38 protein-coding genes are annotated in these 24,590 nt (G+C 66.7%); 4 read left to right on the top strand and 34 right to left on the bottom strand.

Features of this window, described 5'->3' with window-relative positions; translation table 11 throughout:
- The first annotated feature begins 33 nt into the window (after positions 1 to 33).
- A complete protein-coding gene (locus tag ACLBYD_RS05470) occupies positions 34 to 1,176 on the top strand; it encodes an acyl-CoA dehydrogenase family protein (RefSeq protein ID WP_033096996.1) in 1,143 nt (380 codons plus the stop codon).
- A gap of 59 nt (positions 1,177 to 1,235) precedes the next feature.
- Entirely contained in the window at positions 1,236 to 2,102 is an 867-nt protein-coding gene (locus tag ACLBYD_RS05465) for a phosphotransferase family protein (protein WP_447815687.1), read from the top strand.
- Positions 2,103 to 2,358: 256 nt separating this feature from the next.
- On the opposite strand, the gene ACLBYD_RS05460 is transcribed toward ACLBYD_RS05465, so the two are convergent.
- The 9 genes from ACLBYD_RS05460 to infA all read right to left on the bottom strand — a co-directional run bounded on the left by ACLBYD_RS05460 (position 2,359) and on the right by infA (position 8,047).
- Positions 2,359 to 3,360 carry an alpha/beta hydrolase gene (locus ACLBYD_RS05460; protein WP_447815686.1) on the bottom strand — a complete coding sequence of 334 codons (1,002 nt, stop codon included), beginning with the start codon at positions 3,358 to 3,360 and terminating at the stop codon, positions 2,359 to 2,361.
- Positions 3,361 to 3,395: 35 nt separating this feature from the next.
- The gene (gene truA / locus ACLBYD_RS05455; protein WP_447815860.1) at positions 3,396 to 4,208 is read right to left on the bottom strand and encodes a tRNA pseudouridine(38-40) synthase TruA; all 813 of its coding nucleotides are present in this window, start codon (positions 4,206 to 4,208) and stop codon (positions 3,396 to 3,398) included.
- A 44-nt stretch (positions 4,209 to 4,252) separates the two neighbouring features.
- Positions 4,253 to 4,807, bottom strand: coding sequence for a 50S ribosomal protein L17 (gene rplQ / locus ACLBYD_RS05450; RefSeq protein WP_447815685.1), 555 nt, complete (start codon positions 4,805 to 4,807; stop codon positions 4,253 to 4,255).
- Positions 4,808 to 4,837: 30 nt separating this feature from the next.
- Positions 4,838 to 5,899, bottom strand: a complete 1,062-nt coding sequence (locus tag ACLBYD_RS05445) for a DNA-directed RNA polymerase subunit alpha (protein ID WP_016694607.1) — start codon at positions 5,897 to 5,899, stop codon at positions 4,838 to 4,840.
- 101 nt (positions 5,900 to 6,000) lie between these two features.
- A complete protein-coding gene (gene rpsD, locus ACLBYD_RS05440; RefSeq protein WP_006554584.1) occupies positions 6,001 to 6,606 on the bottom strand; it encodes a 30S ribosomal protein S4 in 606 nt (201 codons plus the stop codon).
- Positions 6,607 to 6,628: 22 nt separating this feature from the next.
- Entirely contained in the window at positions 6,629 to 7,042 is a 414-nt protein-coding gene (rpsK, locus tag ACLBYD_RS05435; RefSeq protein WP_006554585.1) for a 30S ribosomal protein S11, read from the bottom strand.
- Positions 7,042 to 7,410 carry a 30S ribosomal protein S13 gene (gene rpsM / locus ACLBYD_RS05430; protein WP_006554586.1) on the bottom strand — a complete coding sequence of 123 codons (369 nt, stop codon included), beginning with the start codon at positions 7,408 to 7,410 and terminating at the stop codon, positions 7,042 to 7,044. The genes rpsK and rpsM overlap by 1 nt, the downstream gene beginning before the upstream one ends.
- A gap of 209 nt (positions 7,411 to 7,619) precedes the next feature.
- Positions 7,620 to 7,733: a 50S ribosomal protein L36 gene (gene rpmJ, locus ACLBYD_RS05425; protein ID WP_003938068.1), complete on the bottom strand. Its 114-nt coding sequence runs from the start codon at positions 7,731 to 7,733 to the stop codon at positions 7,620 to 7,622.
- Between the two features lie 92 nt (positions 7,734 to 7,825).
- On the bottom strand, positions 7,826 to 8,047 hold the full coding sequence (gene infA / locus ACLBYD_RS05420; protein ID WP_006554587.1) for a translation initiation factor IF-1: 222 nt from the start codon (positions 8,045 to 8,047) through the stop codon (positions 7,826 to 7,828).
- A 219-nt stretch (positions 8,048 to 8,266) separates the two neighbouring features.
- Here infA and dtd point away from each other — a divergent pair, with 219 nt between their 5' ends.
- On the top strand, positions 8,267 to 8,704 hold the full coding sequence (dtd, locus tag ACLBYD_RS05415) for a D-aminoacyl-tRNA deacylase (protein WP_447815684.1): 438 nt from the start codon (positions 8,267 to 8,269) through the stop codon (positions 8,702 to 8,704).
- A gap of 24 nt (positions 8,705 to 8,728) precedes the next feature.
- On the opposite strand, the gene map is transcribed toward dtd, so the two are convergent.
- The 25 genes from map to ACLBYD_RS05290 all read right to left on the bottom strand — a co-directional run bounded on the left by map (position 8,729) and on the right by ACLBYD_RS05290 (position 23,475).
- On the bottom strand, positions 8,729 to 9,526 hold the full coding sequence (map, locus tag ACLBYD_RS05410; RefSeq protein ID WP_026061662.1) for a type I methionyl aminopeptidase: 798 nt from the start codon (positions 9,524 to 9,526) through the stop codon (positions 8,729 to 8,731).
- 14 nt (positions 9,527 to 9,540) lie between these two features.
- On the bottom strand, positions 9,541 to 10,086 hold the full coding sequence (locus ACLBYD_RS05405; protein WP_006554590.1) for an adenylate kinase: 546 nt from the start codon (positions 10,084 to 10,086) through the stop codon (positions 9,541 to 9,543).
- Positions 10,083 to 11,396, bottom strand: a complete 1,314-nt coding sequence (secY, locus tag ACLBYD_RS05400) for a preprotein translocase subunit SecY (RefSeq protein WP_059382411.1) — start codon at positions 11,394 to 11,396, stop codon at positions 10,083 to 10,085. The genes ACLBYD_RS05405 and secY overlap by 4 nt, the downstream gene beginning before the upstream one ends.
- Positions 11,397 to 11,600: 204 nt before the next feature.
- Positions 11,601 to 12,044 (bottom strand): 50S ribosomal protein L15, encoded by a 444-nt coding sequence (gene rplO / locus ACLBYD_RS05395; protein WP_006554592.1) that lies wholly within the window; start codon positions 12,042 to 12,044, stop codon positions 11,601 to 11,603.
- A 2-nt stretch (positions 12,045 to 12,046) separates the two neighbouring features.
- A complete protein-coding gene (gene rpmD / locus ACLBYD_RS05390; RefSeq protein ID WP_006554593.1) occupies positions 12,047 to 12,226 on the bottom strand; it encodes a 50S ribosomal protein L30 in 180 nt (59 codons plus the stop codon).
- Entirely contained in the window at positions 12,226 to 12,873 is a 648-nt protein-coding gene (gene rpsE, locus ACLBYD_RS05385) for a 30S ribosomal protein S5 (RefSeq protein WP_006554594.1), read from the bottom strand. Before rpsE ends, rpmD begins: the two co-directional genes overlap by 1 nt.
- A 31-nt stretch (positions 12,874 to 12,904) precedes the next feature.
- Positions 12,905 to 13,312: a 50S ribosomal protein L18 gene (rplR, locus tag ACLBYD_RS05380; RefSeq protein ID WP_447815683.1), complete on the bottom strand. Its 408-nt coding sequence runs from the start codon at positions 13,310 to 13,312 to the stop codon at positions 12,905 to 12,907.
- A 2-nt stretch (positions 13,313 to 13,314) separates the two neighbouring features.
- On the bottom strand, positions 13,315 to 13,854 hold the full coding sequence (gene rplF, locus ACLBYD_RS05375; protein WP_447815682.1) for a 50S ribosomal protein L6: 540 nt from the start codon (positions 13,852 to 13,854) through the stop codon (positions 13,315 to 13,317).
- Positions 13,855 to 13,869: 15 nt separating this feature from the next.
- On the bottom strand, positions 13,870 to 14,268 hold the full coding sequence (gene rpsH / locus ACLBYD_RS05370) for a 30S ribosomal protein S8 (protein ID WP_006554597.1): 399 nt from the start codon (positions 14,266 to 14,268) through the stop codon (positions 13,870 to 13,872).
- A 173-nt stretch (positions 14,269 to 14,441) separates the two neighbouring features.
- The gene (locus tag ACLBYD_RS05365; RefSeq protein WP_006554598.1) at positions 14,442 to 14,627 is read right to left on the bottom strand and encodes a type Z 30S ribosomal protein S14; all 186 of its coding nucleotides are present in this window, start codon (positions 14,625 to 14,627) and stop codon (positions 14,442 to 14,444) included.
- Between the two features lie 4 nt (positions 14,628 to 14,631).
- Positions 14,632 to 15,198, bottom strand: a complete 567-nt coding sequence (rplE, locus tag ACLBYD_RS05360) for a 50S ribosomal protein L5 (protein ID WP_006554599.1) — start codon at positions 15,196 to 15,198, stop codon at positions 14,632 to 14,634.
- A gap of 1 nt (position 15,199) precedes the next feature.
- The gene (rplX, locus tag ACLBYD_RS05355; protein ID WP_060654858.1) at positions 15,200 to 15,517 is read right to left on the bottom strand and encodes a 50S ribosomal protein L24; all 318 of its coding nucleotides are present in this window, start codon (positions 15,515 to 15,517) and stop codon (positions 15,200 to 15,202) included.
- The gene (rplN, locus tag ACLBYD_RS05350) at positions 15,517 to 15,885 is read right to left on the bottom strand and encodes a 50S ribosomal protein L14 (protein ID WP_006554601.1); all 369 of its coding nucleotides are present in this window, start codon (positions 15,883 to 15,885) and stop codon (positions 15,517 to 15,519) included. The genes rplX and rplN overlap by 1 nt, the downstream gene beginning before the upstream one ends.
- A gap of 319 nt (positions 15,886 to 16,204) precedes the next feature.
- A complete protein-coding gene (gene rpsQ, locus ACLBYD_RS05345) occupies positions 16,205 to 16,489 on the bottom strand; it encodes a 30S ribosomal protein S17 (RefSeq protein ID WP_024101619.1) in 285 nt (94 codons plus the stop codon).
- The gene (gene rpmC / locus ACLBYD_RS05340) at positions 16,486 to 16,722 is read right to left on the bottom strand and encodes a 50S ribosomal protein L29 (protein WP_006554603.1); all 237 of its coding nucleotides are present in this window, start codon (positions 16,720 to 16,722) and stop codon (positions 16,486 to 16,488) included. The genes rpsQ and rpmC overlap by 4 nt, the downstream gene beginning before the upstream one ends.
- On the bottom strand, positions 16,722 to 17,138 hold the full coding sequence (gene rplP / locus ACLBYD_RS05335) for a 50S ribosomal protein L16 (RefSeq protein WP_006554604.1): 417 nt from the start codon (positions 17,136 to 17,138) through the stop codon (positions 16,722 to 16,724). The genes rpmC and rplP overlap by 1 nt, the downstream gene beginning before the upstream one ends.
- 4 nt (positions 17,139 to 17,142) lie before the next feature.
- The gene (gene rpsC / locus ACLBYD_RS05330; protein WP_006554605.1) at positions 17,143 to 17,940 is read right to left on the bottom strand and encodes a 30S ribosomal protein S3; all 798 of its coding nucleotides are present in this window, start codon (positions 17,938 to 17,940) and stop codon (positions 17,143 to 17,145) included.
- Positions 17,940 to 18,332 carry a 50S ribosomal protein L22 gene (gene rplV / locus ACLBYD_RS05325; RefSeq protein ID WP_006554606.1) on the bottom strand — a complete coding sequence of 131 codons (393 nt, stop codon included), beginning with the start codon at positions 18,330 to 18,332 and terminating at the stop codon, positions 17,940 to 17,942. The genes rpsC and rplV overlap by 1 nt, the downstream gene beginning before the upstream one ends.
- A complete protein-coding gene (gene rpsS, locus ACLBYD_RS05320; protein WP_003938088.1) occupies positions 18,329 to 18,610 on the bottom strand; it encodes a 30S ribosomal protein S19 in 282 nt (93 codons plus the stop codon). Before rpsS ends, rplV begins: the two co-directional genes overlap by 4 nt.
- A gap of 19 nt (positions 18,611 to 18,629) precedes the next feature.
- Positions 18,630 to 19,463, bottom strand: coding sequence for a 50S ribosomal protein L2 (rplB, locus tag ACLBYD_RS05315; RefSeq protein ID WP_024101620.1), 834 nt, complete (start codon positions 19,461 to 19,463; stop codon positions 18,630 to 18,632).
- A 38-nt stretch (positions 19,464 to 19,501) separates the two neighbouring features.
- Positions 19,502 to 19,807, bottom strand: a complete 306-nt coding sequence (gene rplW, locus ACLBYD_RS05310; protein WP_006554608.1) for a 50S ribosomal protein L23 — start codon at positions 19,805 to 19,807, stop codon at positions 19,502 to 19,504.
- The gene (gene rplD / locus ACLBYD_RS05305; protein WP_006554609.1) at positions 19,804 to 20,487 is read right to left on the bottom strand and encodes a 50S ribosomal protein L4; all 684 of its coding nucleotides are present in this window, start codon (positions 20,485 to 20,487) and stop codon (positions 19,804 to 19,806) included. Before rplD ends, rplW begins: the two co-directional genes overlap by 4 nt.
- The gene (gene rplC / locus ACLBYD_RS05300; RefSeq protein ID WP_060654856.1) at positions 20,484 to 21,137 is read right to left on the bottom strand and encodes a 50S ribosomal protein L3; all 654 of its coding nucleotides are present in this window, start codon (positions 21,135 to 21,137) and stop codon (positions 20,484 to 20,486) included. Before rplC ends, rplD begins: the two co-directional genes overlap by 4 nt.
- A 45-nt stretch (positions 21,138 to 21,182) precedes the next feature.
- Complete coding sequence (gene rpsJ, locus ACLBYD_RS05295) at positions 21,183 to 21,488, bottom strand: 30S ribosomal protein S10 (RefSeq protein ID WP_003938093.1); 306 nt, start codon at positions 21,486 to 21,488, stop codon at positions 21,183 to 21,185.
- Positions 21,489 to 21,972: 484 nt separating this feature from the next.
- Positions 21,973 to 23,475, bottom strand: a complete 1,503-nt coding sequence (locus ACLBYD_RS05290) for an amidase (RefSeq protein WP_447815681.1) — start codon at positions 23,473 to 23,475, stop codon at positions 21,973 to 21,975.
- Between the two features lie 282 nt (positions 23,476 to 23,757).
- On the opposite strand from ACLBYD_RS05290, the gene ACLBYD_RS05285 reads away from it, so the two are divergent.
- Complete coding sequence (locus ACLBYD_RS05285) at positions 23,758 to 24,453, top strand: GntR family transcriptional regulator (protein WP_447815680.1); 696 nt, start codon at positions 23,758 to 23,760, stop codon at positions 24,451 to 24,453.
- Positions 24,454 to 24,590 lie beyond the last annotated feature (137 nt).

Here is a 24,590-nt window from a genome sequence, read left to right as displayed (position 1 = left end):
TTTCGGTCCCCAGCATTCCAGGAGGAACCCACCGTGCCCGTCGAGCGTCTGCTTCCCACCCGCGAGGCCTATGACCTGATCGACCTCACCCGCGACGTCGCCGACAAGGTGCTCGCCCCGCGCGTCGACGAGCACGAGCGCAAGGAGACCTTCCCCGAGGGCGTCTTCCCCGCACTCGGCGCCGCAGGACTGCTGAGCCTGCCGTACCCCGAGGAGTTCGGCGGCGGCGACCAACCCTACGAGGTCTACCTGCAGGTCCTCGAGGAACTCGGCGCCCGCTGGGCGGCCGTGGCGGTCGCGGTGAGCGTGCACGGACTGTCGTGCTTCGCACTCGCCACGCACGGCACCGACGAGCAGAAGAACAAGTGGCTCCCGGAGATGCTGGGCGGCAACACCATCGGCGCGTACAGCCTCTCCGAGCCGCAGGCCGGATCCGACGCCGCGGCCCTCGCGTGCCGTGCGAAGCCCGTCGACGGCGGCTACCGCATCACCGGCTCGAAGGCGTGGATCACCAACGGCGGCAAGGCCGACTTCTACACCCTGTTCGCCCGCACGGCCGACACCGGCAGCAAGGGCATCTCGTGCTTCCTCGTGCCCGCCGGCACCGAGGGCCTGTCCTTCGGCAAGCCCGAGGAGAAGATGGGTCTGCACGCCATCCCCACCACCTCCGCCCACTACGACGACGCCTTCGTCCCGGCCGAGCGCCGGATCGGCGCCGAGGGACAGGGACTGCCGATCGCGTTCAGCGCACTGGATTCCGGACGCCTGGGGATCGCCGCCGTCGCGACGGGTCTCGCCCAGGCCGCCCTCGACGAGGCGACGGCCTACGCCAAGGAACGACAAGCCTTCGGCAAGCGCATCATCGACCACCAGGGCCTCGGCTTCGTTCTCGCCGACATGGCCGCCGCCGTCGACTCGGCCCGCGCCACCTATCTCGACGCCGCGCGGCGCAAGGACGCCGGCCTGCCCTACTCGCGGCAGGCATCGGTGGCCAAGCTCGTCGCGACGGATGCCGCCATGAAGGTCACGACCGACGCTGTGCAGGTCCTCGGTGGATACGGCTACACCCGCGACTTCCCGGTCGAGCGCTTCATGCGCGACGCGAAGATCACCCAGATCTTCGAGGGCACCAATCAGATTCAGCGACTCGTGATCGCGCGGTCCCTCGCGGGGTGAACGATCACGAGCCGGAAGCGACAGGGGTTTTCGCGGCGAAAGATCGCTAGAGTGCCTTCATGCCGGACGCCCTGGAGCGGCTCACTCCACAGCAACGCCACCTGCTGACGCAGCGGTTCGGCCGCATCGTCGTGGTCGCCGACATGAGTTGGGGCCTGGTGTCGACCACCGTCCTCGCGGTCGACACCGACGACGGCCGGCTGGTCGTGAAGGCGGGCGGAACTCCGGATCGGCACATCGGCCGCGAGATCAGCGCCCACGAGCGGTGGACCGCTCCGTGGGTACGGTGCGGTCGGGCCGCCCGGATGGTGTTCGCCGACCGGGCGACGAAACTCGTCGTGACGGAATACCTTCCGGGGCGGCTCGTCCTGGGCACGGCCGCGTCGTCCTGTCTCGACGTCTACGAACAGGCCGGCGCGCTGCTCGCGCAGTTCCACCGCCAGGAGCGTGTGGTGGACGAGGGGTACGAGCGATCGGCGAACACGAAGACACTGCGGTGGCTCGCGGCGCCGCACCGCATCGGTCCCGACGTCACCGGCCGCTTGCGCTCGATGGTCGAGGGGTGGCCGACACCGACCGCCACCCTGGTGCCCACCCACGGCGACTGGCAGAGCCGCAACTGGCTCGCCGACGACACCGGCGTGGTGAAGGTGATCGACTTCGGGCGTGCCGCGATGCGCCCGGCGGGTGAGGACTTCGAGAGGCTCGCGGTGCGCGAGTTCCTCCGGGTCCCCGGCGCCGAGCAGGCCTTCCTGTGTGGCTACGGCGAGGATCCGCGCGAGGAGGACGCGTGGTTCCGCCAACGTGTCCGCGCGGCGGTCGCGGTCGCGGTGTGGGCTTTCCATGTGGGCGACGACTGTTACGAGGCCGAGGGTCACCGCATGATCGCCGAGGTGCTTGCTCGTGCGTCGACAGGCGCGCGTTAACAACTTCTCGACGGATATTTGTCACATTCGCCGAGGTTGCCCGTTACCGACGGTTTCGATTGAATCAGCTCTGGACATACGTCCAATTCGTTTCCGACATGGAGGTCACCACATGCTTCTCGGTTCGCTCGATGCGCTCATCAGCAACGTCCTCAATTTCCTGGACTGGCTGATCTGACGAGCATGTGAGAACGCCCGAGGGGGTGAGGTCGCGGACCTCACCCCCTCGGCGTCTTTCGAGCGCAGCGCTCTCGGCTCAGGCGCCGATGGCCTCGCCGAGCACGGGCCACGATTCGTGCAGGGCCTCCTGCCAGTAGCCCCAGGTGTGGGTGCCGTCGGGCCGGACCGAGTAGGTCGCCTCGACCCCGGCTGCGTCCAGCGCACCGCGCAGTCGCGTGGTGCAGTCGTTCACGCCGGCCTCGATGAGCCCGAGCAGAGCCACATCGGGAAGGACGGTGACACCGTCCTGCTCCCATGCCTTCAATTCGTACGGACCCGGGACACCGCTGCTGGTGGAGACGTACACGGCCTTGCCGCGCAGCTTCTCGGCGTTGAGCACGACGTCCTGTTCCGTCCAGTGCTCACTGGCGACCGGTCCCCACATGTTCTCGACCTCGCCCCCGCCGAACGCGACGACGATCTCCGCATAGCGCGAACCGATCTCCGACGCGGTCTCGGCGCATCCGCTGTACGAACCCACCGCCTGGTAGAGATCGGGCGCCTGCTGGGCCAGCGCCAGCGCCGACGTCGCCGACATCGACACACCGGCGATCGCGTTGCGGCCGCTCGCACCGAGTGTCTCGTCGACCACGGAGGGGATCTCCTCGGTGAGGAAGGTCGTCCACTTGTTGCGTCCGAGAACGGGATCGTCCTCGAGCCAGTCGGTGTAGTAGCTGAACGCGCCACCGACCGGGGTGACGACGTTGACGTTCTTGTCGCCGAAGAACTCCACGATGTCGGTCTGCTCGCGCCAGGTCGCCCGGTCCAGTCCCCCGCCGGCACCGTTGAGCAGGTAGAAGACCGGTCGCGGCGCGCTCGTGTCGGCCGGTCGCAGCACCTGCAGCTCGATGGTGCGTTCCATCGACGGCGAGTACACGAACAGCGACCAATCGCGGTCGGTGTGCTTCTCGATGCGTTCGACAGTCGCGCTCTGCGACCGAGTCTCGCCGGTCGCGGCGGCCGGGAGGTCCTCGGCGTGGGCGACCGCGGCACCGGGCAGGACCAGCGACGAGACGGCGAGCGCCCCGATCGTCCCCATCAACGCAAACCGTCGTGCGCGCACATTCGTTCCCTTCATCCGCAACAGCCGGGCGTGACGGGCCCGCGCATCTCCCGCGTCGCAGCGTTGCGCGCGGCCAGTTCCTCGTCAGCAGGGTAGTCGACGCGGACCAGTGACAGGCCGTGGGCCGGTGCCACCGCGACGGACGCCGCACGTTCGCGTTCGTCGAGCAGGGCCGTCATCCACTCGACGCTGCGACGCCCCTCCCCCACGGCCAGGGCCGCGCCGACGAGGCTGCGCACCATCGACCAGCAGAAGGCGTCGGCGCTGACATAGGCGGTGAGGATGTCGCCCTCGCGGGTCCAGTCGTATCGCTGCAGTTCGCGTACGGTCGTCGCACCCTCCCGCCGCTTGCAGAAGGCGGCGAAGTCGTGCAGGCCGAGCAGCGACTGCGACGCGCGTTGCATCGCATCGAGATCGACGGCCTTCGGCCACGCGACGGTGTCGCGGGCACGCAGCGGCTCGGCACCGTACACCGCTGTGGTGAGGCGGTATTCGTAGTGACGCCGGATCGCCGAGAACCGCGCGTCGAAATGTTCGGGGGCGACGGAGATCCCGGTGACCCGCACGTCGCGGGGCAGGAACCGCGCGAGACGACGGACCCAGCGCGACGGATCGTCGGGCAGCGCCGCGGTGGGGACGTCGACGTGAACGACCTGCCCGGACGCGTGCACGCCGGCGTCGGTGCGACCGGCGACGGTGAGCAGCACGGGGGTACGGACGATCGCGGAGAGCTTCTCCTCGATCTCCCCGCACACCGTGCGACGTCCGGGTTGCCGTGCCCAGCCGGAGAAGTCGGTGCCGTCGTACGAGATGTCGAGTCGCAGACGGGTTGTCTCGTGAGCTTCAGCAGATGCCGAAACCAAGTGGACTAGTCCTTCTTGGCCTCGTCCGCCTCGGGTGCGTCGGCAGCCGTGGCGTTGGTGTCCTCGACACCCTCGACGACGGCGTCGGCGTTCGCGACCTCGGCGTCGGTGGCCTCGGCCTCGACGGCCTGGACCGCGTTGTCCTCGGCGGGTGCCTGCGAGGCGGAGACGCGACGAGCGCGGTCGGCCTCGGAGGTGACGGTCTTCTCGCGCACCAGCTCGATGATGGCCATGGGGGCGTTGTCGCCCTTGCGCGGCATCGTCTTGATGATGCGGGTGTAACCGCCGTTGCGGTCCTCGAAGGAGGGACCGATCTCCGCGAACAGCGAGTGGACGACGTCCTTGTTGCGGATGACCTTCAGCACCTCACGACGCGAGGCCAGCGTGCCGGCCTTGGCGTGCGTGACGAGCTTCTCGGCGTACGGGCGCAGGGCCTTGGCCTTGGCCTCGGTGGTGGTGATGCGGCCGTGCTCGAAGAGCGCGGTGGCCAGGTTGGCCATGAGCGCCTTCTGATGCGAGGCCGATCCGCCGAAGCGGGCGCCCTTCTTGGGCTTGGGCATGATTTTCTCCTAGTAACGGACCGTGAGCTACTACAGCTGCTCGGTCTCGGCGTAGTCCTCGTTGCCGTCGTTGTCACCGAAGGAGCCGGCCTCGGTATCGCTCCAGGTACCGGTCGCGGCGTCGTAGCCGGCGACGGTGCTGGGGTCGAACGATGCCGGGCTGTCCTTGAGGGACAGGCCGAGCGAGTGCAGCTTGACCTTGACCTCGTCGATGGACTTCTGGCCGAAGTTGCGGATGTCGAGCAGGTCGGACTCCGTCCGTGCCACGAGCTCGCCGACGGTGTGGACACCTTCGCGCTTGAGGCAGTTGTAGGACCGGACCGTGAGGTCGAGGTCCTCGATCGGAAGTCCGAAGGAGGCGATGTGGTCGGCCTCGGCGGGCGAGGGACCGATCTCGATGCCTTCTGCTTCGACGTTCAGCTCACGAGCCAGACCGAAGAGCTCCACGAGGGTCTTGCCCGCCGAGGCGAGCGCGTCCCGCGCGCTGATCGAGTTCTTGGTCTCCACGTCGAGAATGAGCCGATCGAAGTCGGTGCGCTGCTCGACGCGGGTCGCTTCCACCTTGTACGTCACCTTGAGCACCGGCGAGTAGATCGAGTCGACCGGGATACGGCCGATCTCGGCGCCGGACGCCTTGTTCTGCACGGCAGGAACATAGCCGCGACCGCGCTCGACGACGAGCTCGATCTCCAGCTTGCCCTTGTCGTTCAGCGTGGCGATGTGCAGATCCGGGTTGTGGATGGTGACACCGGCCGGGGGCACGATGTCGCCGGCCGTGACGGTGCCCGGCCCCTGCTTGCGGACGTACATGGTGACCGGCTCGTCCTCTTCGGAGCTCACCACGAGACCCTTGAGGTTCAGGATGATGTCGGTGACATCCTCCTTCACGCCGGGAACGGTGGTGAACTCGTGGAGAACGCCGTCGATGCGGATGCTGGTGACAGCGGCGCCCGGGATCGACGAGAGCAGGGTGCGACGAAGCGAGTTGCCGAGGGTGTACCCGAAGCCAGGCTCGAGCGGCTCGATGACGAACTTCGAGCGGTTTTCAGCGATGACCTCTTCGGTCAGTGTGGGTCGCTGAGAGATGAGCATCTGTTGCCTCCTTGTGGGCGTCCGCCATATGACGCCCTAGTGGAATGGAGCGGTGTCCTCCCGCCCGGACGGACCGGAGGACACCACGACACCGAGGTGTCTTACTTCGAGTAGTACTCGACGATCAGCTGTTCCTGCAGCGGGATGTCGATCTGCGCGCGCTCGGGGAGCTGGTGGACCAGCACCCGCAGACGCGGGCCGACGACCTGCAGCCAACCCGGAACCGGGCGCTCGCCCTGGGTCTCGCGGGCGACCTGGAAGGGAAGCGTGCTCAGCGACTTCTCGCGGACATCGATGATGTCGTACTGCGAGACGCGGTAGCTGGGGATGTCGACCTTCTTGCCGTTGACCAGGAAGTGGCCGTGGCTCACCAGCTGGCGGGCCTGACGACGCGTGCGGGCGAGGCCGGCACGGTAGACGACGTTGTCCAGGCGCGACTCGAGGATGACCAGCAGAACCTCACCGGTCTTGCCGGGGCGGCTTGCGGCCTCTTCGTAGTAGCGACGGAACTGCTTCTCCATGACGCCGTACGAGAAGCGGGCCTTCTGCTTCTCCTGCAGCTGGAGCAGGTACTCGCTCTCCTTGATCCGCGCGCGGCCGTGCTGGCCGGGCGGGTAGGGGCGACGCTCGAAGGCCTGATCGCCTCCGACCAGGTCGACACGGAGACGACGCGACTTACGGGTAACGGGACCGGTATAACGAGCCATTATTCTTTACCTTCCTTTCCCGTTAGACGCGACGCCGCTTGGGCGGACGGCAACCGTTGTGGGGCTGCGGGGTGACATCGGAGATGGTGCCGACCTCGAGGCCTGCGGCCTGGAGGGAACGGATCGCCGTCTCGCGGCCCGAGCCCGGGCCCTTGACGAAGACGTCGACCTTCTTGACACCGTGTTCCTGCGCCTTGCGGGCGGCGTTCTCGGCGGCGAGCTGCGCGGCGAACGGGGTCGACTTGCGCGAACCCTTGAAGCCGACGTGGCCGGAGGACGCCCAGGAGATCACGTTGCCCTGCGGGTCCGTGATGGACACGATGGTGTTGTTGAACGTGCTCTTGATGTGAGCGGCACCGTGCGGAACGTTCTTCTTGTCCCTGCGCCGTGCCTTCTGGGTCTTCTTCGGACCGGTGCTGCGTGACTTGGGAGGCATTACTTCTTCTTTCCTGCGACGGTGCGCTTCGGACCCTTGCGGGTGCGGGCGTTGGTCTTGGTGCGCTGTCCACGCACGGGCAGACCACGACGGTGTCGCAGGCCCTGGTAGCAGCCGATCTCGATCTTGCGGCGGATGTCCGCCTGAACCTCGCGACGGAGGTCACCCTCGACCTTGTAGCTCTCCTCGATGTACTCGCGGAGCTTGGCGAGGTCCTCGTCCGTCAGATCCTTGCTGCGCAGGTCCGGGTTGACACCCGTGGCCTCGAGGATCTCCTGGGAGCGGGTACGGCCGATGCCGTAGATGTACGTGAGTGCGATCTCCATCCGCTTTTCGCGGGGAAGATCGACACCTGCGAGACGTGCCATGTGGCATTCCTATTCGGTGTGCGGAGGTCTGCTCCCAGCCCGTCCCCTGCGTCGAAGAACTGTGTGATTCAAAAACACAGTGGGGCCCCGGCCTCCGTACCGGGGGTTGATCGCGCAGCTCCTCGACGGATCGAGGATCGTAACCACGCGACTGGTGCTGGAAGGTCTTCGTGCTTGTTGCCAAGCAGATCTTCGAGACGAAGGTGGATCTAGCCCTGACGCTGCTTGTGACGCAGGTTCTCGCAGATCACCATGACCCGACCGTTACGGCGGATCACCTTGCACTTCTCGCAGATCTTCTTGACGCTAGGCTGAACCTTCACGTAAGTCCGATCTCCTGTATGTGCGCCGCCGGACACGGCAGAGCCGGCCCGGCGACATGATTCTCCCCGACCGTGTGGCCGGGGAAGCTTCGTTACTTGTAGCGGTAGACGATGCGTCCACGCGTGAGGTCGTAGGGAGAAAGCTCCACGACAACGCGGTCCTCGGGAAGGATACGAATGTAGTGCTGACGCATCTTTCCGCTGATGTGGGCGAGAACCTTGTGCCCGTTCTCCAGCTCGATGCGGAACATCGCATTGGGCAGCGGTTCGATTACCCGGCCCTCGACCTCGATTGCCCCGTCTTTCTTAGCCATATCCTCCGCGATCCGTTGTTCGGCGTTGTGGTTGCATCGGCATCCGTTACCGTGACGCTCGGCAACTCCGGGACCGGACACGAACCGAGATTCGAAGGAATTCGACACGGGACCGATCGGAGCGCAGCGCGCACCACCGATCAATGGTACGGGAAGTTGACCGTCCAGGACAAATGAGCTCGGGCACACTCGTGCCCACGACCAGGAGGAGGACCGCACGTGCGGGCGTTGATCCAGCGGGTGACCACGGCGGCGGTGGCGGTCGACGGAGCCGAGGTGGCTCGCATCACGCCGGCCGAAGGTGGTCACGGTCTGCTCGTGCTGGTCGGCGTCACGCACGACGACGACGAGGCCAAGGCCGCGACGCTCGCCCGCAAGGTGTGGACGATGCGCATCCTCGAGGACGAGCGATCCGCCTCCGACGTCGACGCCCCGATCCTGGTGGTCAGTCAGTTCACGCTCATGGCCGACACGAGGAAGAGCCGGCGTCCGTCGTGGTCGGCCGCCGCTCCCCGCCCGATCGCCGAACCTCTCGTCGATGCGTTCGCGAACGCTCTACGAGATCTCGGCGCGACGGTGGCGACCGGGAAGTTCGGGACCCACATGGAGGTGAGCCTCGTCAACGACGGACCGGTCACGCTCCTCGTCGACGTGTGACGCCGCGGAGTACGACCGCTCGCGTCACTCCGGCCGGACGGTGAGGATGCGGGGGCCGTCCTCGGTGACCGCGACCGTGTGCTCCCAGTGCGCGGCCCGGCTGCCGTCGACGGTCACCACCGTCCACTCGTCGTCGAGAACCTCGGTCTCGTAGGTACCGAGGGTGAGCATCGGCTCGACGGCGAGCACCGATCCGACGACGAGCTTCGGGCCCTTGCCCGGCTTGCCTTCGTTGGGGAGGAACGGATCCATGTGCATCTCGCGCCCGATGCCGTGACCGCCGTAGCCGTCGACGATGCCGTACGAGCGGCCGTGCAACTTCTCGGCGGCGTGCGTGCCCTGCTCGATCGCGTGCGAGACGTCGGTCAGGCGGTTGCCCGGGAGCATCGCCGCGATACCGGCCTCGAGCGACAGGCGGGTGGCCTCGCTCAGATCGATGTCGGCCTGCGACAGCTCCCCGATCCCGAAGGTCCACGCCGAGTCGCCGTGCCAGCCGTCGAGGATCGCACCGCAGTCGATCGACACGAGGTCGCCCTCGGCGAGCACCACCGACGCCGACGGGATGCCGTGGACGACGACCTCGTTGACCGACGAACAGATCGAACCGGTGAAGCCGTGGTAGCCCAGGAAGGACGGAACGGCCCCCGCATCGCGGATGACCGATTCCGCCACCTGGTCGAGTTCCAGGGTGCTCACGCCCGGTTTGGCGGCCTCGCGCACTGCGACGAGTGCGGCACCGACCACGGCTCCCGCCGCCGCCATCGCGTCGAGTTCACCCGAGGTGCGGAACGGAACCACTGAGCGCTTGCGCCCGAAACCCATGTCGAACTACCCGTCTACTTTCCGAGTGCGGACAGAGCCCGCGAATTGATCTCCTCGACCTCACCGATCGCGTCGACCGTGATGATCGAGTCGGCGTAGTAGTCGAGCAGCGGGGCCGTCTCCTCACGGTAGACCCGGAGACGGTTGCGGATCACGTCTTCGGTGTCGTCGGCGCGACCGCGGGCGAGCATGCGCTCGACCACGACGTCCTCGTCGATGACGAAGGACAGCACGCCGTCGAGCTCGACACCGAGATCCTTCAGGATGTTCTCGAGTTCCTTGGCCTGCTCCACGCTGCGCGGGAAGCCGTCGAGGAGGAAGCCGTTGGCGGCGTCGGGCTCGGCCAGACGCTCACGCACCATGTTGTTGGTGATCTCGGCGGGAACGAGCTCCCCCGCGTCGATGTACTTCTTGGCCTCGACGCCGAGCGGGGTGCCCTGCCCGATGTTCGCGCGGAAAAGATCGCCCGTCGAGATGGCGGGGACGCCGAGCTTCTCGGACAGAATCGCGGCCTGCGTGCCCTTGCCGGCACCGGGAGGACCGAGCAGTACAAGTCTCACTTGAGGAACCCTTCGTAGTTGCGCTGCATCAGTTGACTTTCGATCTGCTTGACAGTGTCCAGCGCGACACTGACGAGAATGAGAACCGCGGCGCCACCGAAGATGCTCGAGGCCGTCTGGCTGCCGGACAGGAAGAAGTTCGGCAGTGTCGCGATGAGACCGAGGTAGATCGAGCCCGGAACCGTGATGCGGTTGAGCACGAAACTGAGATATTCGGCGGTCGGGCGACCGGGGCGGATGCCCGGGATGAAGCCGCCGTACTTCTTCATCTCGTCGGCCCGCTCCTCCGGATTGAAGGTGATGGCGACGTAGAAGAAGACGAAGAACACGATCAGGGCGAAGTAGATCGCGATGTAGACCGGGTTGTTCGGATTGACCAGGTACTCGTTGATGATCCGCTGCCACCAACTCGGATCCGGGTTCGTCGTGGCACCGGTGAGCTGCGCGACGAGGTTGGGCAGGTACAGCAGCGACGACGCGAAGATGACGGGGATGATGCCCGCCTGGTTGACCTTCAGCGGCAGGTAGGTCGACGACCCGCCGTACATACGACGGCCGACCATGCGCTTGGCGTACTGCACCGGGATCCGGCGCTGACCCTGCTCGATGAACACGACGCCCGTGATGAGGGCCAGGGCCACGACGCAGACGATCGCGAAGACGAGGCCGCCGCGGGATTCGAGGATCATGCGACCCTCGCTCGGCAGCGCGGCCGCGATACCGGAGAAGATCAGCAGCGACATGCCGTTGCCGACACCGCGTTCGGTGATGAGCTCACCGAACCACATGACGACGGCGGCACCGGCGGTCATCACCAGCACGATGACGACCATCCCGAAGATGCTGTCGTCGGCGAGGATCGGCTCCGAACAGCCCTGCAGCAGCTGCCCTCGGGCGGCGAGGGCGACGATGCCGGTGGCCTGCAGGACGGCGAGCGCGACGGCGAGATAACGCGTGTACTGCGTCATCTTGGCCTGGCCGGACTGGCCTTCCTTGCGTAGTTCCTCGAATCGTGGAATGACCACGGTGAGCAGCTGGACGATGATGCTCGCGGTGATGAACGGCATGATGCCGATCGCGAAGACCGACAACTGCAGTAGCGCGCCGCCGGAGAACAGATTGATCAGCGAGTAGATGCCGGCCTGCTCGCTGCCGGCGAGCTGATCGACACAGGCCTGGACGTTGCCGTAGTCGACGCCCGGGGACGGCACGGTAGCGCCGAGGCGGTACAGCGCCACGAGCCCGAGGGCGATGAGAATCTTCCGCCTCAGGTCCGGTGTCCTGAGGGCCGAGACGAAGGCGGAAAGCAAAGATCCTCCTGGCGGGCCGATCGGGGACGACGGATCGAGAGGGATCCGTCGGACGGTGGACAACTCTGAAACTCTAACAGTGGGCCCCGATGAGAGGGGTAGCCCGGTAGCCTATGTCACCGCTGCGAACGCAGCCTGGGACACCGTTGTGAACGCGCGAACGGCCNCCGTTCGACAGCCGTGACTCACACGCGAAAGTACAGGTCAGGCCTGGACGGTCGCGCTGCCACCGGCTGCAGCGATCTTCTCCTGAGCGGAGGCCGAGAACTTGTCGGCGGTGACCTGCACGGCCACCGTCAGCTCGCCCTCGCCGAGGACCTTGACGAGCTGGTTCTTGCGAACCAGACCCTTCGCCACGAGGTCCGCGACACCGATCTGTCCACCCTCGGGGAACACGCGAGCGATGTCCCCGACGTTGACGATCTGGTACTCGGTACGGAATGCGTTCTTGAAGCCCTTGAGCTTCGGCAGACGCATGTGGATGGGCATCTGGCCACCCTCGAAGGCCGGCGACACGTTCTTGCGTGCCTTCGTGCCCTTCGTACCGCGGCCGGCGGTCTTGCCCTTCGAACCCTCACCGCGTCCGACGCGGGTCTTGTCCGTCTTCGCACCCGGAGCCGGGCGCAGGTGATGCAGCTTGATGGTCATTCTCAGACCTCCTCAACAGTGACGAGGTGACGCACCACGTTGATGAGGCCACGGTTCTGCGCGTTGTCCTCGCGGACGACGGACTGGCGGATCTTCCGCAGACCGAGGGTCCGGAGGCTGTCGCGCTGATTCGACTTGGCCCCGATGGTGCTCTTGATCTGGGTGATCTTCAGCTCTGCCATTACTTCACGCTCCCAGCAGCCTGTGCACGTGCGCGCAGCATGCCGGCGGGGGCAACTTCCTCGAGGGTGAGGCCACGGCGAGCCGCGACTTCCTCGGGACGCTGCAGACCCTTGAGGGCCGCAACCGTCGCGTGCACCACATTGATGGCGTTGTCGGAGCCGAGCGACTTCGACAGGATGTCGTGGACACCCGCGCACTCCAGCACCGCGCGCACAGCGCCACCGGCGATGACACCGGTACCGGGGGAAGCCGGACGCAGCAGGACGACACCGGCTGCAGCCTCTCCCTGGACGGGGTGGGTGATGGTTCCGCCGATGAGCGGGACGCGGAAGAAGTTCTTGCGAGCTTCCTCGACACCCTTCTGGATGGCCGCGGGAACTTCCTTGGCCTTGCCGTAGCCGACACCGACCAGGCCGTTGCCGTCGCCCACGATCACCAGAGCGGTGAAGCTGAAGCGACGACCGCCCTTGACGACCTTCGACACACGGTTGATCGAGACGACACGCTCGATGTAGTTCGACTTCTCGGCAGCGTTGCCGCCGCGCGAGTCGCGGTCGCGGCGGTCGCGACCGCCACGGTTGTCACCGCTGTTGGGGTTCTGTCCGGCGGGGCCGTTGCCGCCGTCACGCCGCTGACGTCCCGGCATCAGGCGTTCCTTCCGTTCGAGAAAATGGTCATCAGAACTTCAACCCGCTTTCGCGAGCCGCGTCCGCGAGGGCCGCGATGCGTCCGCTGTAGGTGTGGCCACCGCGGTCGAAGACCACGGCTTCCACGCCGGCAGCCTTCGCGCGCTCGGCGATCAGCTGACCGACCTTCGCGCCGCGAGCCTTCTTGTCGCCCTCGAGAGCGCGCACATCGGGTTCGATGGACGACGCTGCGGCGAGGGTGGTGCCCGTCAGGTCGTCGACCAGCTGCACGTGCAGGTGGCGCGAGGACCGGTTGACGACGAGGCGGGGACGCTCGGCGGTGCCGGCGATCTTCTTGCGGAGGCGGAAGTGACGACGCGTCTTCGAAAGGCGACGCGTGGTGGAGGCGTCCTTGCCGCGCGGGATGCGCTTGGCCTTCTGGTTCTCGGTCTGGCTCATGATCACTTACCCGTCTTTCCGACCTTGCGACGGACCTGTTCACCCTCGTAGCGGATGCCCTTGCCCTTGTACGGGTCGGACTTGCGCAGCCGGCGGATGTTGGCCGCGATCTGGCCGACCTTCTGCTTGTCGATGCCCGAGATCGAGAAGCGCGTGGGGTTCTCGACGGCGAACGTGATGCCCTCGGGAGCCTCGATCAGCACGGGGTGGCTGTAGCCGAGCGAGAACTCGAGGTCCTTGCCCTTGAGAGCCACGCGGTAGCCGACGCCGTGGATCTCCATCTTCGTGGTGTAACCCTCGGTCACGCCGACGATGAGGTTCTGCACGAGCGTCCGCGACAGGCCGTGCAGCGCACGGCTGCGACGCTCGTCGTTCGGGCGCGTGACGTTGATTGCCCCGTCCTCGCCCTTGGCGATGACGATCGGCTCGGCGATCGTCAGGGACAGGTTGCCCTTGGGGCCCTTGACTGCAACATCCTGGCCGTCGATGGTGACCTCGACGCCCGAAGGAACTGCAACGGGGAGTTTTCCGATTCGCGACATTGTGGTGGCCTCCCTTTACCAGACGTAGGCGAGGACTTCCCCGCCCACTCCCTGCTTGGCCGCCTGGCGATCGGTGAGCAGACCGGAGGACGTGGAGATGATCGCCACGCCGAGGCCGCCCAGGACCTTGGGCAGGTTGGTGGATTTCGCGTACACGCGCAGGCCGGGCTTCGACACGCGACGCACGCCGGCGAGGCTGCGCTCACGGGAAGGTCCGTACTTGAGGTCGACGATGAGGGTCTTGCCCACCTCGGCGTCCTCGGTGCGGTAGTCGGAGATGTAGCCCTCGCGCTTGAGGATCTCGGCGATGTTCACCTTGATCTTCGAGGACGGGAGCTTGACCTCGTCGTGGTACGCCGTGTTGGCGTTACGCAGACGCGTCAAGAAGTCTGCGATGGGGTCGGTCATGGTCATGGCTGACCTGTTCACCTTTCTCGATGCGGTTCCCATGCAACGCCGGAACGTGCCGGCCGTGGGCCTACATCGAAACTCGGTTCGATAGCGGGTTCGTCGGCCGGATCGGCGACGAACCCATGACAGCGTGACAGTGGGCGGAGAACTTCTCGGTCCTCCGCCCACCGCTCACGTCACCAGGAGCTCTTGTGAACTCCCGGAAGTTCTCCGCGGTGTGCCATCTCGCGAAGGCAGATGCGGCAGAGTCCGAACTTGCGGAAGACCGAGTGCGGGCGCCCGCAGCGCTGGCAGCGGGTGTAGGCGCGCACCGCGAACTTCGGCTTCTTGTTGGCCTTGTTGACCAGTGCCTTCTTAGCCATGGGCTCAGTTCTCCTTGAACGGGAAGCCGAGGTGCTTGAGCAGGGCACGGCCTTCTTCGTTGTTGGTAGCGGTGGTCACGACAGTGATGTCCATGCCGCGCGGGCGATCGATCTTGTCCACGTCGATCTCGTGGAACATCGACTGCTCGTTCAGGCCGAACGTGTAGTTGCCGTTGCCGTCGAACTGGTTGCCGTTGAGGCCGCGGAAGTCCCGGATACGGGGAAGCGCGATGGACACGAGACGGTCCAGGAACTCCCACATGCGGTCGCCGCGCAGCGTGACGCGCGCACCGATCGGCATGCCCTCGCGCAGCTTGAACTGTGCGATGGACTTGCGGGCCTTACGGATCTCCGGCTTCTGACCGGTGATGAGCGCGAGGTCGTTGACGGCTCCGTTGATGAGCTTCGCGTCGCGGGCGGCGTCGCCGACACCCATGTTGACGACGACCTTCACGACGCCGGGGATCTGCATGACGTTCGCGTAGTCGAACTCCGCGTTCAGCGCGTCCTTGATCTCGGCGCGGTAGCGGGCCTTCAGGCGCGGCTGGGTCTTGTTCTCGGTGGAAGTCATGTCAGAGGTCCTTCCCGTTCTTCCGGGAAATCCGAACGCGCTTGCCGGTTTCCTCATCGGTGCGGTAACCCACGCGGGTGGGGTTTCCGTCCGAGTCGACGACCGCAACGTTGGAAACGTGGATCGGGGCCTCCTGCGTCACGATGCCGCCGGAGGAGGCGCCACGCTCGTTCGCAGAGACGGCGGTGTGCTTCTTGATACGGTTCACGCCCTCGACGAGGACCTTGTCGGTCGCCGGGTAGGCCGCGATGACCTTGCCCTTGGCGCCCTTGTCCTTGCCCGAGATGACGAGCACGGTGTCACCCTTGTGCACCTTCATCACAGCACCTCCGGAGCGAGCGAGACGATCTTCATGAACCGCTTGTCGCGGAGCTCGCGACCGACGGGTCCGAAGATGCGGGTGCCGCGAGGATCGTTGTCGCCCTTGATGATGACGGCAGCGTTCTCGTCGAACTTGATGTAGGAACCGTCCGGACGGCGGCGCTCCTTGGCGGTGCGCACGATCACGGCCTTGACGACATCGCCACGCTTGACGTTGCCGCCGGGGATCGCGTCCTTGACGGTGGCGACGATGACGTCACCGATTCCGGCGTAGCGACGGGACGAGCCACCGAGAACGCGGATGCAGAGGATCTCCTTGGCACCCGTGTTGTCGGCGACGCGCAGTCGCGACTCCTGCTGGATCACTTACTTCTCCTTGACCTGGATTGGTGTGTACGTCAGATTTCCGACCTGGACGTACGCGGTCGTCGGTTGCCTGCGGCGCACGTGCGAATCACACACGGGTCCCGTAAGCAACCCGTCCAGAGTAGGCCATATACCGTACGCAGGGCAAATTCGCGAATTGTGATGTCACTCCCCACCCCGGAACCGGGCGTGTCGCAGCGACGTCCACTGCTCCCCCACTCGAGGGCTGCACCTACTACCGGACGCACAACACCCCACCGCCCGCGGCGCGGGTGGTGGGGTGCTGCATGTTCTCGGTCCTGTCGAGGACGAGGAGGCCTTACTTGGCCTTCTCGAGCACCTCGACCAGACGCCAGCGCTTCGACGCGGACAGCGGACGGGTCTCCATCAGCTGCACGCGGTCGCCGATGCCGGCCAGACCGTTCTCGTCGTGCGCCTTCACCTTGGTCGTACGGCGGATGATCTTGCCGTACAGCGGGTGCTTCACCCGGTCCTCGAGCTCGACGACGATGGTCTTCTCCATCTTGTCCGAGACGACGTAACCGATGCGGACCTTGCGGCTCGCGCGCTGTTCCTGGTTGCTCACTGCCTTTTCCTCACTCATGCCACGTCACCCGCATTCGGGCCGGTGGCCAGTCCGAGCTCGCGCTCGCGCAGCACCGTGTAGATACGGGCGATCTCGTTGCGCACGACGCGGAGCCGACGGTTGTTGTCCAGCTGGCCGGTGGCCATCTGGAAGCGGAGGTTGAACAGCTCTTCCTTGGCTTCGCGGAGCTTGTCGGTCAGCTCTTCGTCGCTCAGCTCGCGGAGTTCCGCGGCGGGGGTACCGGTAGCCATCAGAACTGCTCCTCCCTCGTCACGATGCGGCACTTGCAGGGGAGCTTGTGCATCGCGCGACGCAGGGCCTCGCGCGCAATCTCCTCGTTGGGGTAGCTCATCTCGAACAGCACGCGACCGGGCTTGACGTTCGCGACCCACCACTCCGGCGAACCCTTACCGGAACCCATGCGGGTCTCGGCAGGCTTCTTGGTGAGGGGGCGATCCGGGAAGATGTTGATCCAGATCTTGCCGCCACGCTTGATGTGCCGGGTCATGGCGATACGAGCGGACTCGATCTGCCGGTTGGTGATGTAGGCCGGCTCGAGAGCCTGGATGCCGTAGTCACCGAAGGCCACCTGGGTTCCGCCCTTGGCGGCACCCGTACGGCTCGGATGGTGCTGCTTGCGGTGTTTGACCCGCCGGGGGATCAACATTGCGTCAGCCCTCCTTGTTCTCGGTCGAGGCAGGGGCGTCGCTCGATGCGGCGCGGCCGGCCTCGGTGCTCGTCGCGGTGGTGCCCGACGCGCCGGAACGACGCGGGCGGCTCGGACGCTCACGACGCGGCCGGTCGGCGGGAGCAGCTGCAGCAGCAGCGAGCTCACGACGGCCACCGACGATGTCGCCCTTGTAGATCCAGACCTTCACGCCGATGCGGCCGAAGGTGGTCCGTGCCTCGTAGAGGCCGTAGTCGATGTCCGCGCGCAGCGTGTGCAGCGGGACGCGACCTTCGCGGTAGAACTCCGAACGCGACATCTCGGCGCCACCGAGGCGGCCCGAGCACTGCACGCGGATGCCCTTGACGTTCGGCTGACGCATGGCCGACTGGATGGCCTTGCGCATCGCACGACGGAAGGCGACACGGTTCGAGAGCTGCTCGGCGACGCCCTGCGCCACGAGCTGAGCCTCGGACTCCGAGTTCTTGACCTCGAGGATGTTCAGCTGGACCTGCTTACCGGTCAGCTTCTCGAGCTCGGCGCGGATGCGATCGGCCTCGGCGCCGCGGCGTCCGATGACGATGCCGGGACGAGCGGTGTGGATGTCCACACGCACACGGTCGCGGGTGCGCTCGATCTCGACCTTCGCGATGCCGGCGCGCTCGAGGCCGGAGGCCAGGAACTTGCGGATCGCGACATCTTCCTTGACGTAGTCCGCGTACTGCTTGTCCGCGTACCAACGAGACTTCCAGTCGGTGGTGACGCCCAGACGGAAGCCGTGCGGGTTGATCTTCTGGCCCACTACTGAGCTCCCTTCCGGCGGTTACGAGTCGAGGCCGACCCGACGCTTTCCACGATCACGGTGATGTGGCTCGACCGCTTGCGGATGCGGAACGCACGGCCCTGGGCACGCGGCTGGAACCGCTTCAGGGTCGCACCCTCGTCCACGTACGCAGTCGCGACGACGAGCGTGCTGGGGTCGAGGTTGTAGTTGTTCTGCGCGTTCGCAGCGGCCGACGCGATCACCTTGGCGACCGGCTCGGCCGCGGCCTGCGGCGCGAACTTGAGGATGGCCAGGGCCTCCTCGACGGACTTACCGCGAACGATGTCGACGACGCGGCGCGCCTTCATCGGGGTCACGCGCACGTGGCGCGCAACAGCCCGAGCGCTGTTGGTGGTGGTTTCAGTGCTCATCGACGCTTGCTCTTCCGGTCGTCCTTGATGTGGCCCTTGAACGTACGGGTCGGCGCGAACTCACCGAGCTTGTGACCGACCATGGACTCCGAGACGAACACCGGCACGTGCTTGCGTCCATCGTGGACAGCGAACGTATGACCGATGAAGTCGGGCAGAATCGTGGAACGGCGCGACCAGGTCTTGATGACCTGCTTGGTGCCCTTCTCGTTCTGCGTGTCCACCTTCGCCAGGAGGTGGTCGTCGACGAACGGGCCCTTCTTGAGGCTGCGTGGCATTCTCTAACTCCCTCCTTGACTAGCGCTTCTTGCCGGTACGGCGACGACGGACGATGAGCTTGTCGGACGCCTTGTTCTTGCGGGTGCGGCCCTCGGGCTTGCCCCACGGGCTGACCGGGTGGCGACCACCCGAGGTCTTGCCCTCGCCACCACCGTGCGGGTGGTCGACCGGGTTCATCACGACACCACGGACGGTCGGGCGCTTGCCCTTCCAGCGCATACGGCCGGCCTTGCCCCAGTTGATGTTCGACTGCTCGGCGTTGCCGACCTCACCGACGGTGGCGCGGCAGCGCACGTCGACGCGACGGATCTCGCCGGAGGGCATACGCAGCGTGGCGTAGGTGCCTTCCTTACCGAGGAGCTGGATGCTCGCACCGGCGGAGCGGGCCATCTTGGCGCCGCCACCCGGACGCAGCTCGACCGCGTGGATGGTCGTACCCGTCGGGATGTTGCGCAGCGGCAGGTTGTTGCCGGGCTTGATGTCGGCGTTGGGGCCCGACTCGACCGGGGCACCCTGCACGAGGCCCTTGGGGGCGATGATGTAGCGCTTCTCGCCGTCCACGTAGTGGAGCAGCGCGATGCGCGCGGTGCGGTTGGGGTCGTACTCGATGTGAGCGACCTTGGCCGGCACGCCGTCCTTGTCGTTGCGACGGAAATCGATCAGGCGGTAGGCGCGCTTGTGTCCGCCACCCTTGTGACGGGTGGTGATGCGGCCGTGCGCGTTACGTCCACCGCGACCGTGCAGCGGGCGCACCAGCGACTTCTCGGGCGTCGACCGAGTGATCTCGGCGAAGTCCGCCACGCTGGCGCCACGACGGCCCGGCGTAGTCGGCTTGTACTTACGGATTGCCATGAGTCTTCTCGTCCTCTATCTCTCGAGAGTTCCGATCGCTAGGCGACCGGGCCTCCGAAGATCTCGATGGGCTTGCTGTCGGCCGTGAGGGTCACGAGCGCGCGCTTGGTGTTCTTGCGCTTGCCGTAACCGAACCGGGTCCGCTTGCGCTTGCCCTGACGGTTGGCGGTGTTGACGCTGCTCACCTTGACGCCGAAGACCTTCTCGACGGCAATCTTGATCTGCGTCTTGTTCGAGTCCGGGTGGACCAGGAAGGTGTAGGTGCCCTCTTCCATCAGCCCGTAGGACTTCTCGGAGACGACGGGAGCCAGCAGGATGTCGCGAGGATCGGCGATCGTGCTCACTTGCTCTCCTCCTTCACTTCCTGGCCGGACTCGGCCGGCCCGTGGATGAACGTGTTGAGCGCCTCGACGCTGAACACGACGTCATCGCTGTAGAGCACGTCGTAGGTGTTCAGCTGATCCGGCGCGAGCGCGTGGACGTTGGGAAGGTTCTGAACCGACTTCCACGCCGCCACGTCTTCACGGCCGACGACGAGCAGGACCTTCTTGCGGTCGCTGATCTCGCCCAGGAACGTGCGAGCACTCTTCGTCGACGGGGTCTGGCCCGCGACGAGTTCGGTGATCACGTGGATGCGCTCGTTGCGCGCCCGGTCGGAGAGGGCTCCGCGCAGGGCGGCGGCCTTCATCTTCTTGGGGGTGCGCTGGCTGTAGTCGCGCGGCTGCGGGCCGTGGACGGTGCCACCGCCGGCGAACTGCGGCGCACGGGTCGAGCCCTGACGTGCGCGGCCGGTGCCCTTCTGGCGGTACGGCTTCTTGCCACCGCCGCGGACCTCGCCGCGGGTCTTGGTGGCGTGCGTTCCCTGGCGCGCCGCGGCGAGCTGCGCGGTGACGACCTGGTGCAGCAGCGCGATGTTCGCGGGAGCGTCGAAGATCTCGGCGGGGAGATCGACGGAGCCGGAGGTCTGGCCACCGGGGGCCTTGACGTCCAGGGTCAGCTTGGTTGCGGTCTCGGTGCTGGTCATGCCCGTGCACCACCCTTCACTGCGGTCTTGACGATCACGAGGCCGCCCTTGCGACCCGGGATCGCGCCCTTGATCAGCAGCAGACCGTTCTCGGCGTCCACCTTGTGGACCGAGAGGTTCTGCGTCGTGATGCGGTCGGAGCCCATACGGCCGGACATGCGCGTGCCCTTGAACACACGGCCCGGGGTGGCGCAACCACCGATGGAACCCGGACGACGGTGCACGGCCTGCGTACCGTGCGACGCACCCTGGCCGGCGAAGCCGTGACGCTTCATGGTGCCGGCGAAGCCCTTGCCCTTCGAGGTGCCGGTGACGTCGACGTAGGCGCCGTCCTCGAACACCTCGGCGGTGAGTTCCTGGCCGACCTCGTACTCGGAGGCGTCCTCGACCCGGAGCTCGACCAGGTGACGGCGCGGCGTGACGCCGGCCTTCTCGAACTGGCCGCGAACCGGCTTGTTGACCTTGCGCGGCGCGATGGCACCGTAGGCGAGCTGCACGGCGTTGTAGCCGTCGCGCTCCTCGGTGCGGATCTGCGTGACCACGTTCGGTCCGGCCTTGACGACGGTGACCGGGACGACCCGGTTGTTCTCGTCGAAGACCTGGGTCATGCCGAGCTTGGTGCCCAGGATTCCCTTGATCTGGTTAGTCATGTGTTGTCTCCGCTGCGTCTTTCACAAGCTCGCTGTAATCGAATGTCACTGAATGTTGACGTCGACACTCGCCGGGAGATCGATGCGCATGAGCGCGTCGACGGTCTTCGGCGTCGGGTCGAGGATGTCGATGAGCCGCTTGTGCGTCCGCATCTCGAAGTGCTCGCGCGAGTCCTTGTACTTGTGCGGCGAGCGGATGACGCAGTACACGTTCTTTTCAGTGGGCAACGGCACCGGGCCGACCACGCGGGCACCCGTACGGGTCACCGTCTCGACGATCTTGCGCGCAGATGCGTCGATCGCCTCGTGGTCATAGGCCTTGAGCCTGATGCGGATCTTCTGTCCCGCCACGCTTAGTGTCCTTTTCTTGCCGCGTTTCGTGATCCCCGGCGGAGCCGGAAACCACCTCGTCTGCACAGTTCCCCAGGGAACGGCGACCGAGAACAGCACTCGAAACACAGTGCGAGCCGGACGTATCCGATCCGCTTGCCGCTGTTCATCTGTCATTGTTCTCCGGTCCACGCGGTCGGGCGTGTCGGCCCGCCGCTCATTCCCCGGCGTCGATGCTCGAAGGCTTCGACACCGCAAGGAACGGAACCGGCTGTGCTCGCAGGAGCACACAGGGGTACTGCTTCCGTCCTGCATGTGGCCGCGACCAGGCCGTGAGGCTCGATCCGCGACTGTCACGTCTTTCCCGTTCCGAGCCGCGAAACATCCATGGCCCGGTCAAGGCAACCCGACCAGTATGCAGGAGCACGGCCGAGAGTTCAACTCACGACGGTGCGTGATGTACACCTCGGCGATACGCCGTGCGGTCGGATCCGCGTGGTCGAGCCTAGCCGATGGGGTTCATCGGCAGGGTCCGAACCGGAGCGGNGATCGTATTCGTCGGGTCGGGACCGGGGCCCGGCTGCACCTGCGCGACCTCGGGGACCCGTGCGCCGGCGGCGACGAGCTGCGGCTCGTCGCGCCAGATCGGCAGTGCCTCCTGCAGTTCGAGCCCGATGTCGATGAGACGTTCGTCCTGCCACGGCCGCGCACCGAGCTGGACACCGACCGGCATCCCCGTCGCGGCGGAGTACCCGGCGGGCAGGGTCACCACGGGGGCACCGGAGTAGTTCGCCCATCGCACGGGGCCCGTCACTCCGGCCGTGACACTGATGCCGAGGAACTCCTGGCGTCGTGCGCCGTCGACGGAGGCGCCGGGCAGCATGATCGCGTCGAGATCCTGGTCGACGAACATCCGGTTGTAGTCGCTCTGGTACCGGAGACGGTCGCGTTCGAAGGTGAGGTAGTCGCCCACCGGCACGGCCAGCGAGGCCACCGCCGTGCCCGCAGCCACCGCGTTCTCGGGGCGGTACAGGCCGAGCCGGTCGGTGAACTGCTGGTGGTAGGCACCCATCTCGACCTGGTCGCCGGTCGCGAGGGATTCGGGCAGCGGCGGCATCGTCACCGGGACGGTGACCGCGCCGAGCGACTCCGCCACCCGCGCCGCGTCGTCGACGACGCGCTGCACGGCCTCGGGAGGTGCGGGATTCGTGTTCACGGGCAGCCCGATGCGCACGCCGGCGAGGGGACTCGCTCCCCCGGCCGCCGTCACCGGATAACCGCCCTCGGGAACGTCGGGTCCGAGTGCCGTGATCGGGTCGGCCGGATCGGCGCCCGCGAGCACGGTCATCATCAGGGACGCGTCTGCGACGCTGCGGCCCATCGGACCCACGTGGTCGCGGGTCCAGGTCAGCGGGATCATGCCGTGCGAGGTGATGCGCCCGTAGGTCGGCTTGATCGAGGAGACACCGCAGGCGCTCGCCGGGAACCGGACCGAACCGCCGGTGTCGCTGCCGAGCGCGAGGGGCGCGAACCGCGCGGCGAGCACGGCCGCGCTGCCGCCGGACGATCCGCCGGGCGACATCTCGGTGTTCCACGGGTTGCCCACCTGCGGGGTGGCGACACCGATTGCGAATTCGTCGGTGTGCGCGTGCCCCATGAGCACCGCGCCGGCGTCCTCGAGTCGGCGCCACACACCCGAGTGCCCGGCCGCGATGTTGCCCTCGAGGACGCGACTCGACGCGGTGAGCGGAAGCCCGGAGACCGCGAAGATGTCCTTGAGAGCAATCGGAAGCCCGCACACGAGTGGTGCCGGGGCCTGGTCGCGGCGCGCGCGGGCGAGCCGCTCCCCCGCCGCGTCGGCCGCCGCGTAGGCGACTTCGGGGTAGAGCCGGATCCACGCACCGATCGCTCCGTCGTACGAGCGGGTGCGGTCCAGACAGGCGTCGAGCAGTTCCCGGGGGTGCAGTTCGCCGGCGTGCAGCAGCGCTGCCGCCTCGACCGCACTCATCCTCGCGGGATCGGTGACGGTGACGGTATCGGGTGGAGGAAGCCTGCGTGGCGGGGCCGCACGACCGCTCCCCGCGGTCGCACCCCACGCGAACAATCCGCCGGCGGCCCCTCCCAGTAACCGTCGGCGTGATACTCCGGTGCTCACCCCGCCAACCAAACCACGAACTGCGTCACGATCCGGGCGAGGCGGGGAATGTGTGCCACATGTCACCCCCGGCCGTGACGCCGCCGAGACCGTGCGGTGATAATGCGAGCCGTCCACCAGAGGAAGGCGCATGCCATGAACTCGTCCGCTTCGTCCGGATCGTCACGGTCTCCGAAGATTCGTCGGCGACCGCAGCTCTCGGACGACGTGGCGGCGCACGTGAGAAACCTCATCATGTCCGGCGGTGCGCGACCCGGCGATTTCGTCCGTCTGGACGAGACCGCTGCCGAACTCGGGGTGAGCGTGACCCCGGTGCGCGAGGCTCTGCTGACCCTCCGTGGTGAGGGGCTCGTCGAACTGGTCCCCCATCGCGGGTACGTGGTTTCCCCGCTCGACAGATCGGACATCGACGACATCTTCTGGCTCCAGGGCAGACTCGCCGAGCGGCTCGTGGAGCGCGCCGCGACCCTGATGACGGCCGAGACCCTCGCGGAGCTCGACGACCTGGCCGCGCGTTTCGCCGAGGCCGTGCGGGCCGGTGACGGCGCGCGCATCGAGGACCTCGAATTCGAGTTCCACCGGACTTTGAATCGGGTGGCCGGTTCGCGCAAGCTCGCGTGGTTCCTCCACAACGCGACCCGGTACACCCCCGTGCACTTCTACTCCGACGATCGCAGCTGGGGGACGGCGGCGATCGCCTCGCACGAGCGGTTGCTGCAGGCCTTGCGCACCGGTGACGTCGAGACCGCCGGACGCGAGACGCGCGAACACTTCACCGACGGGGGCCACCGACTCGTCGAACACCTCGAAGATCTCGGCGTCTGGTCCTGACCGACCGGCGTGACACCCCGAGGGGAACGGACGTCGGCGCCGACGCGCATGTCCGTCCACCCCTCCCGGGACCGTGCGCACCGGTACGATTCCGACGGTGACGGACCGACCCGTCCCCGACGGGGACCGAGATCTAC

The sequence above is a fragment of the Rhodococcus sp. C26F genome (assembly GCF_053345925.1).
This window is presented reverse-complemented; position numbering and strand designations above follow the sequence as displayed.

Bases quoted from the DNA above. Each gene is read 5' to 3' on its own strand.
- ACLBYD_RS05285 (WP_447815680.1), top strand. From the start codon at position 23,758: ATGAACTCGTCCGCTTCGTCCGGATCGTCACGGTCTCCGAAGATTCGT.
- rplP (WP_006554604.1), bottom strand. From the start codon at position 17,138: ATGTTGATCCCCCGGCGGGTCAAACACCGCAAGCAGCACCATCCGAGC.
- ACLBYD_RS05365 (WP_006554598.1), bottom strand. From the start codon at position 14,627: ATGGCTAAGAAGGCACTGGTCAACAAGGCCAACAAGAAGCCGAAGTTC.
- rpsD (WP_006554584.1), bottom strand. From the start codon at position 6,606: ATGGCTCGTTATACCGGTCCCGTTACCCGTAAGTCGCGTCGTCTCCGT.
- ACLBYD_RS05465 (WP_447815687.1), top strand. From the start codon at position 1,236: ATGCCGGACGCCCTGGAGCGGCTCACTCCACAGCAACGCCACCTGCTG.
- rpmD (WP_006554593.1), bottom strand. From the start codon at position 12,226: ATGGCAGAGCTGAAGATCACCCAGATCAAGAGCACCATCGGGGCCAAG.
- rplE (WP_006554599.1), bottom strand. From the start codon at position 15,198: ATGACTTCCACCGAGAACAAGACCCAGCCGCGCCTGAAGGCCCGCTAC.
- infA (WP_006554587.1), bottom strand. From the start codon at position 8,047: ATGGCTAAGAAAGACGGGGCAATCGAGGTCGAGGGCCGGGTAATCGAA.
- rpsS (WP_003938088.1), bottom strand. From the start codon at position 18,610: ATGCCACGCAGCCTCAAGAAGGGCCCGTTCGTCGACGACCACCTCCTG.
- rplX (WP_060654858.1), bottom strand. From the start codon at position 15,517: ATGAAGGTGCACAAGGGTGACACCGTGCTCGTCATCTCGGGCAAGGAC.
- rplR (WP_447815683.1), bottom strand. From the start codon at position 13,312: ATGAGCCAGACCGAGAACCAGAAGGCCAAGCGCATCCCGCGCGGCAAG.
- rplB (WP_024101620.1), bottom strand. From the start codon at position 19,463: ATGGCAATCCGTAAGTACAAGCCGACTACGCCGGGCCGTCGTGGCGCC.
- rplV (WP_006554606.1), bottom strand. From the start codon at position 18,332: ATGAGCACTGAAACCACCACCAACAGCGCTCGGGCTGTTGCGCGCCAC.
- rplD (WP_006554609.1), bottom strand. From the start codon at position 20,487: ATGACCAGCACCGAGACCGCAACCAAGCTGACCCTGGACGTCAAGGCC.
- rpsE (WP_006554594.1), bottom strand. From the start codon at position 12,873: ATGCCGGGACGTCAGCGGCGTGACGGCGGCAACGGCCCCGCCGGACAG.
- rplF (WP_447815682.1), bottom strand. From the start codon at position 13,854: ATGTCGCGAATCGGAAAACTCCCCGTTGCAGTTCCTTCGGGCGTCGAG.
- rpsH (WP_006554597.1), bottom strand. From the start codon at position 14,268: ATGACCATGACCGACCCCATCGCAGACTTCTTGACGCGTCTGCGTAAC.
- rpsK (WP_006554585.1), bottom strand. From the start codon at position 7,042: ATGCCTCCCAAGTCACGCAGCACCGGTCCGAAGAAGACCCAGAAGGCA.
- ACLBYD_RS05445 (WP_016694607.1), bottom strand. From the start codon at position 5,899: ATGCTCATCTCTCAGCGACCCACACTGACCGAAGAGGTCATCGCTGAA.
- rpsM (WP_006554586.1), bottom strand. From the start codon at position 7,410: ATGGCACGTCTCGCAGGTGTCGATCTTCCCCGCGAAAAGCGGATGGAG.
- rplO (WP_006554592.1), bottom strand. From the start codon at position 12,044: ATGACCATCAAGCTGCATCACCTGCGCCCGGCTCCGGGTGCGAAGACG.
- rplQ (WP_447815685.1), bottom strand. From the start codon at position 4,807: ATGCCCAAGCCCAAGAAGGGCGCCCGCTTCGGCGGATCGGCCTCGCAT.
- rpmC (WP_006554603.1), bottom strand. From the start codon at position 16,722: ATGGCTACCGGTACCCCCGCCGCGGAACTCCGCGAGCTGAGCGACGAA.
- map (WP_026061662.1), bottom strand. From the start codon at position 9,526: ATGGGTTTCGGGCGCAAGCGCTCAGTGGTTCCGTTCCGCACCTCGGGT.
- rpsQ (WP_024101619.1), bottom strand. From the start codon at position 16,489: ATGAGTGAGGAAAAGGCAGTGAGCAACCAGGAACAGCGCGCGAGCCGC.
- ACLBYD_RS05460 (WP_447815686.1), bottom strand. From the start codon at position 3,360: ATGGGGACGATCGGGGCGCTCGCCGTCTCGTCGCTGGTCCTGCCCGGT.
- rplC (WP_060654856.1), bottom strand. From the start codon at position 21,137: ATGACTAACCAGATCAAGGGAATCCTGGGCACCAAGCTCGGCATGACC.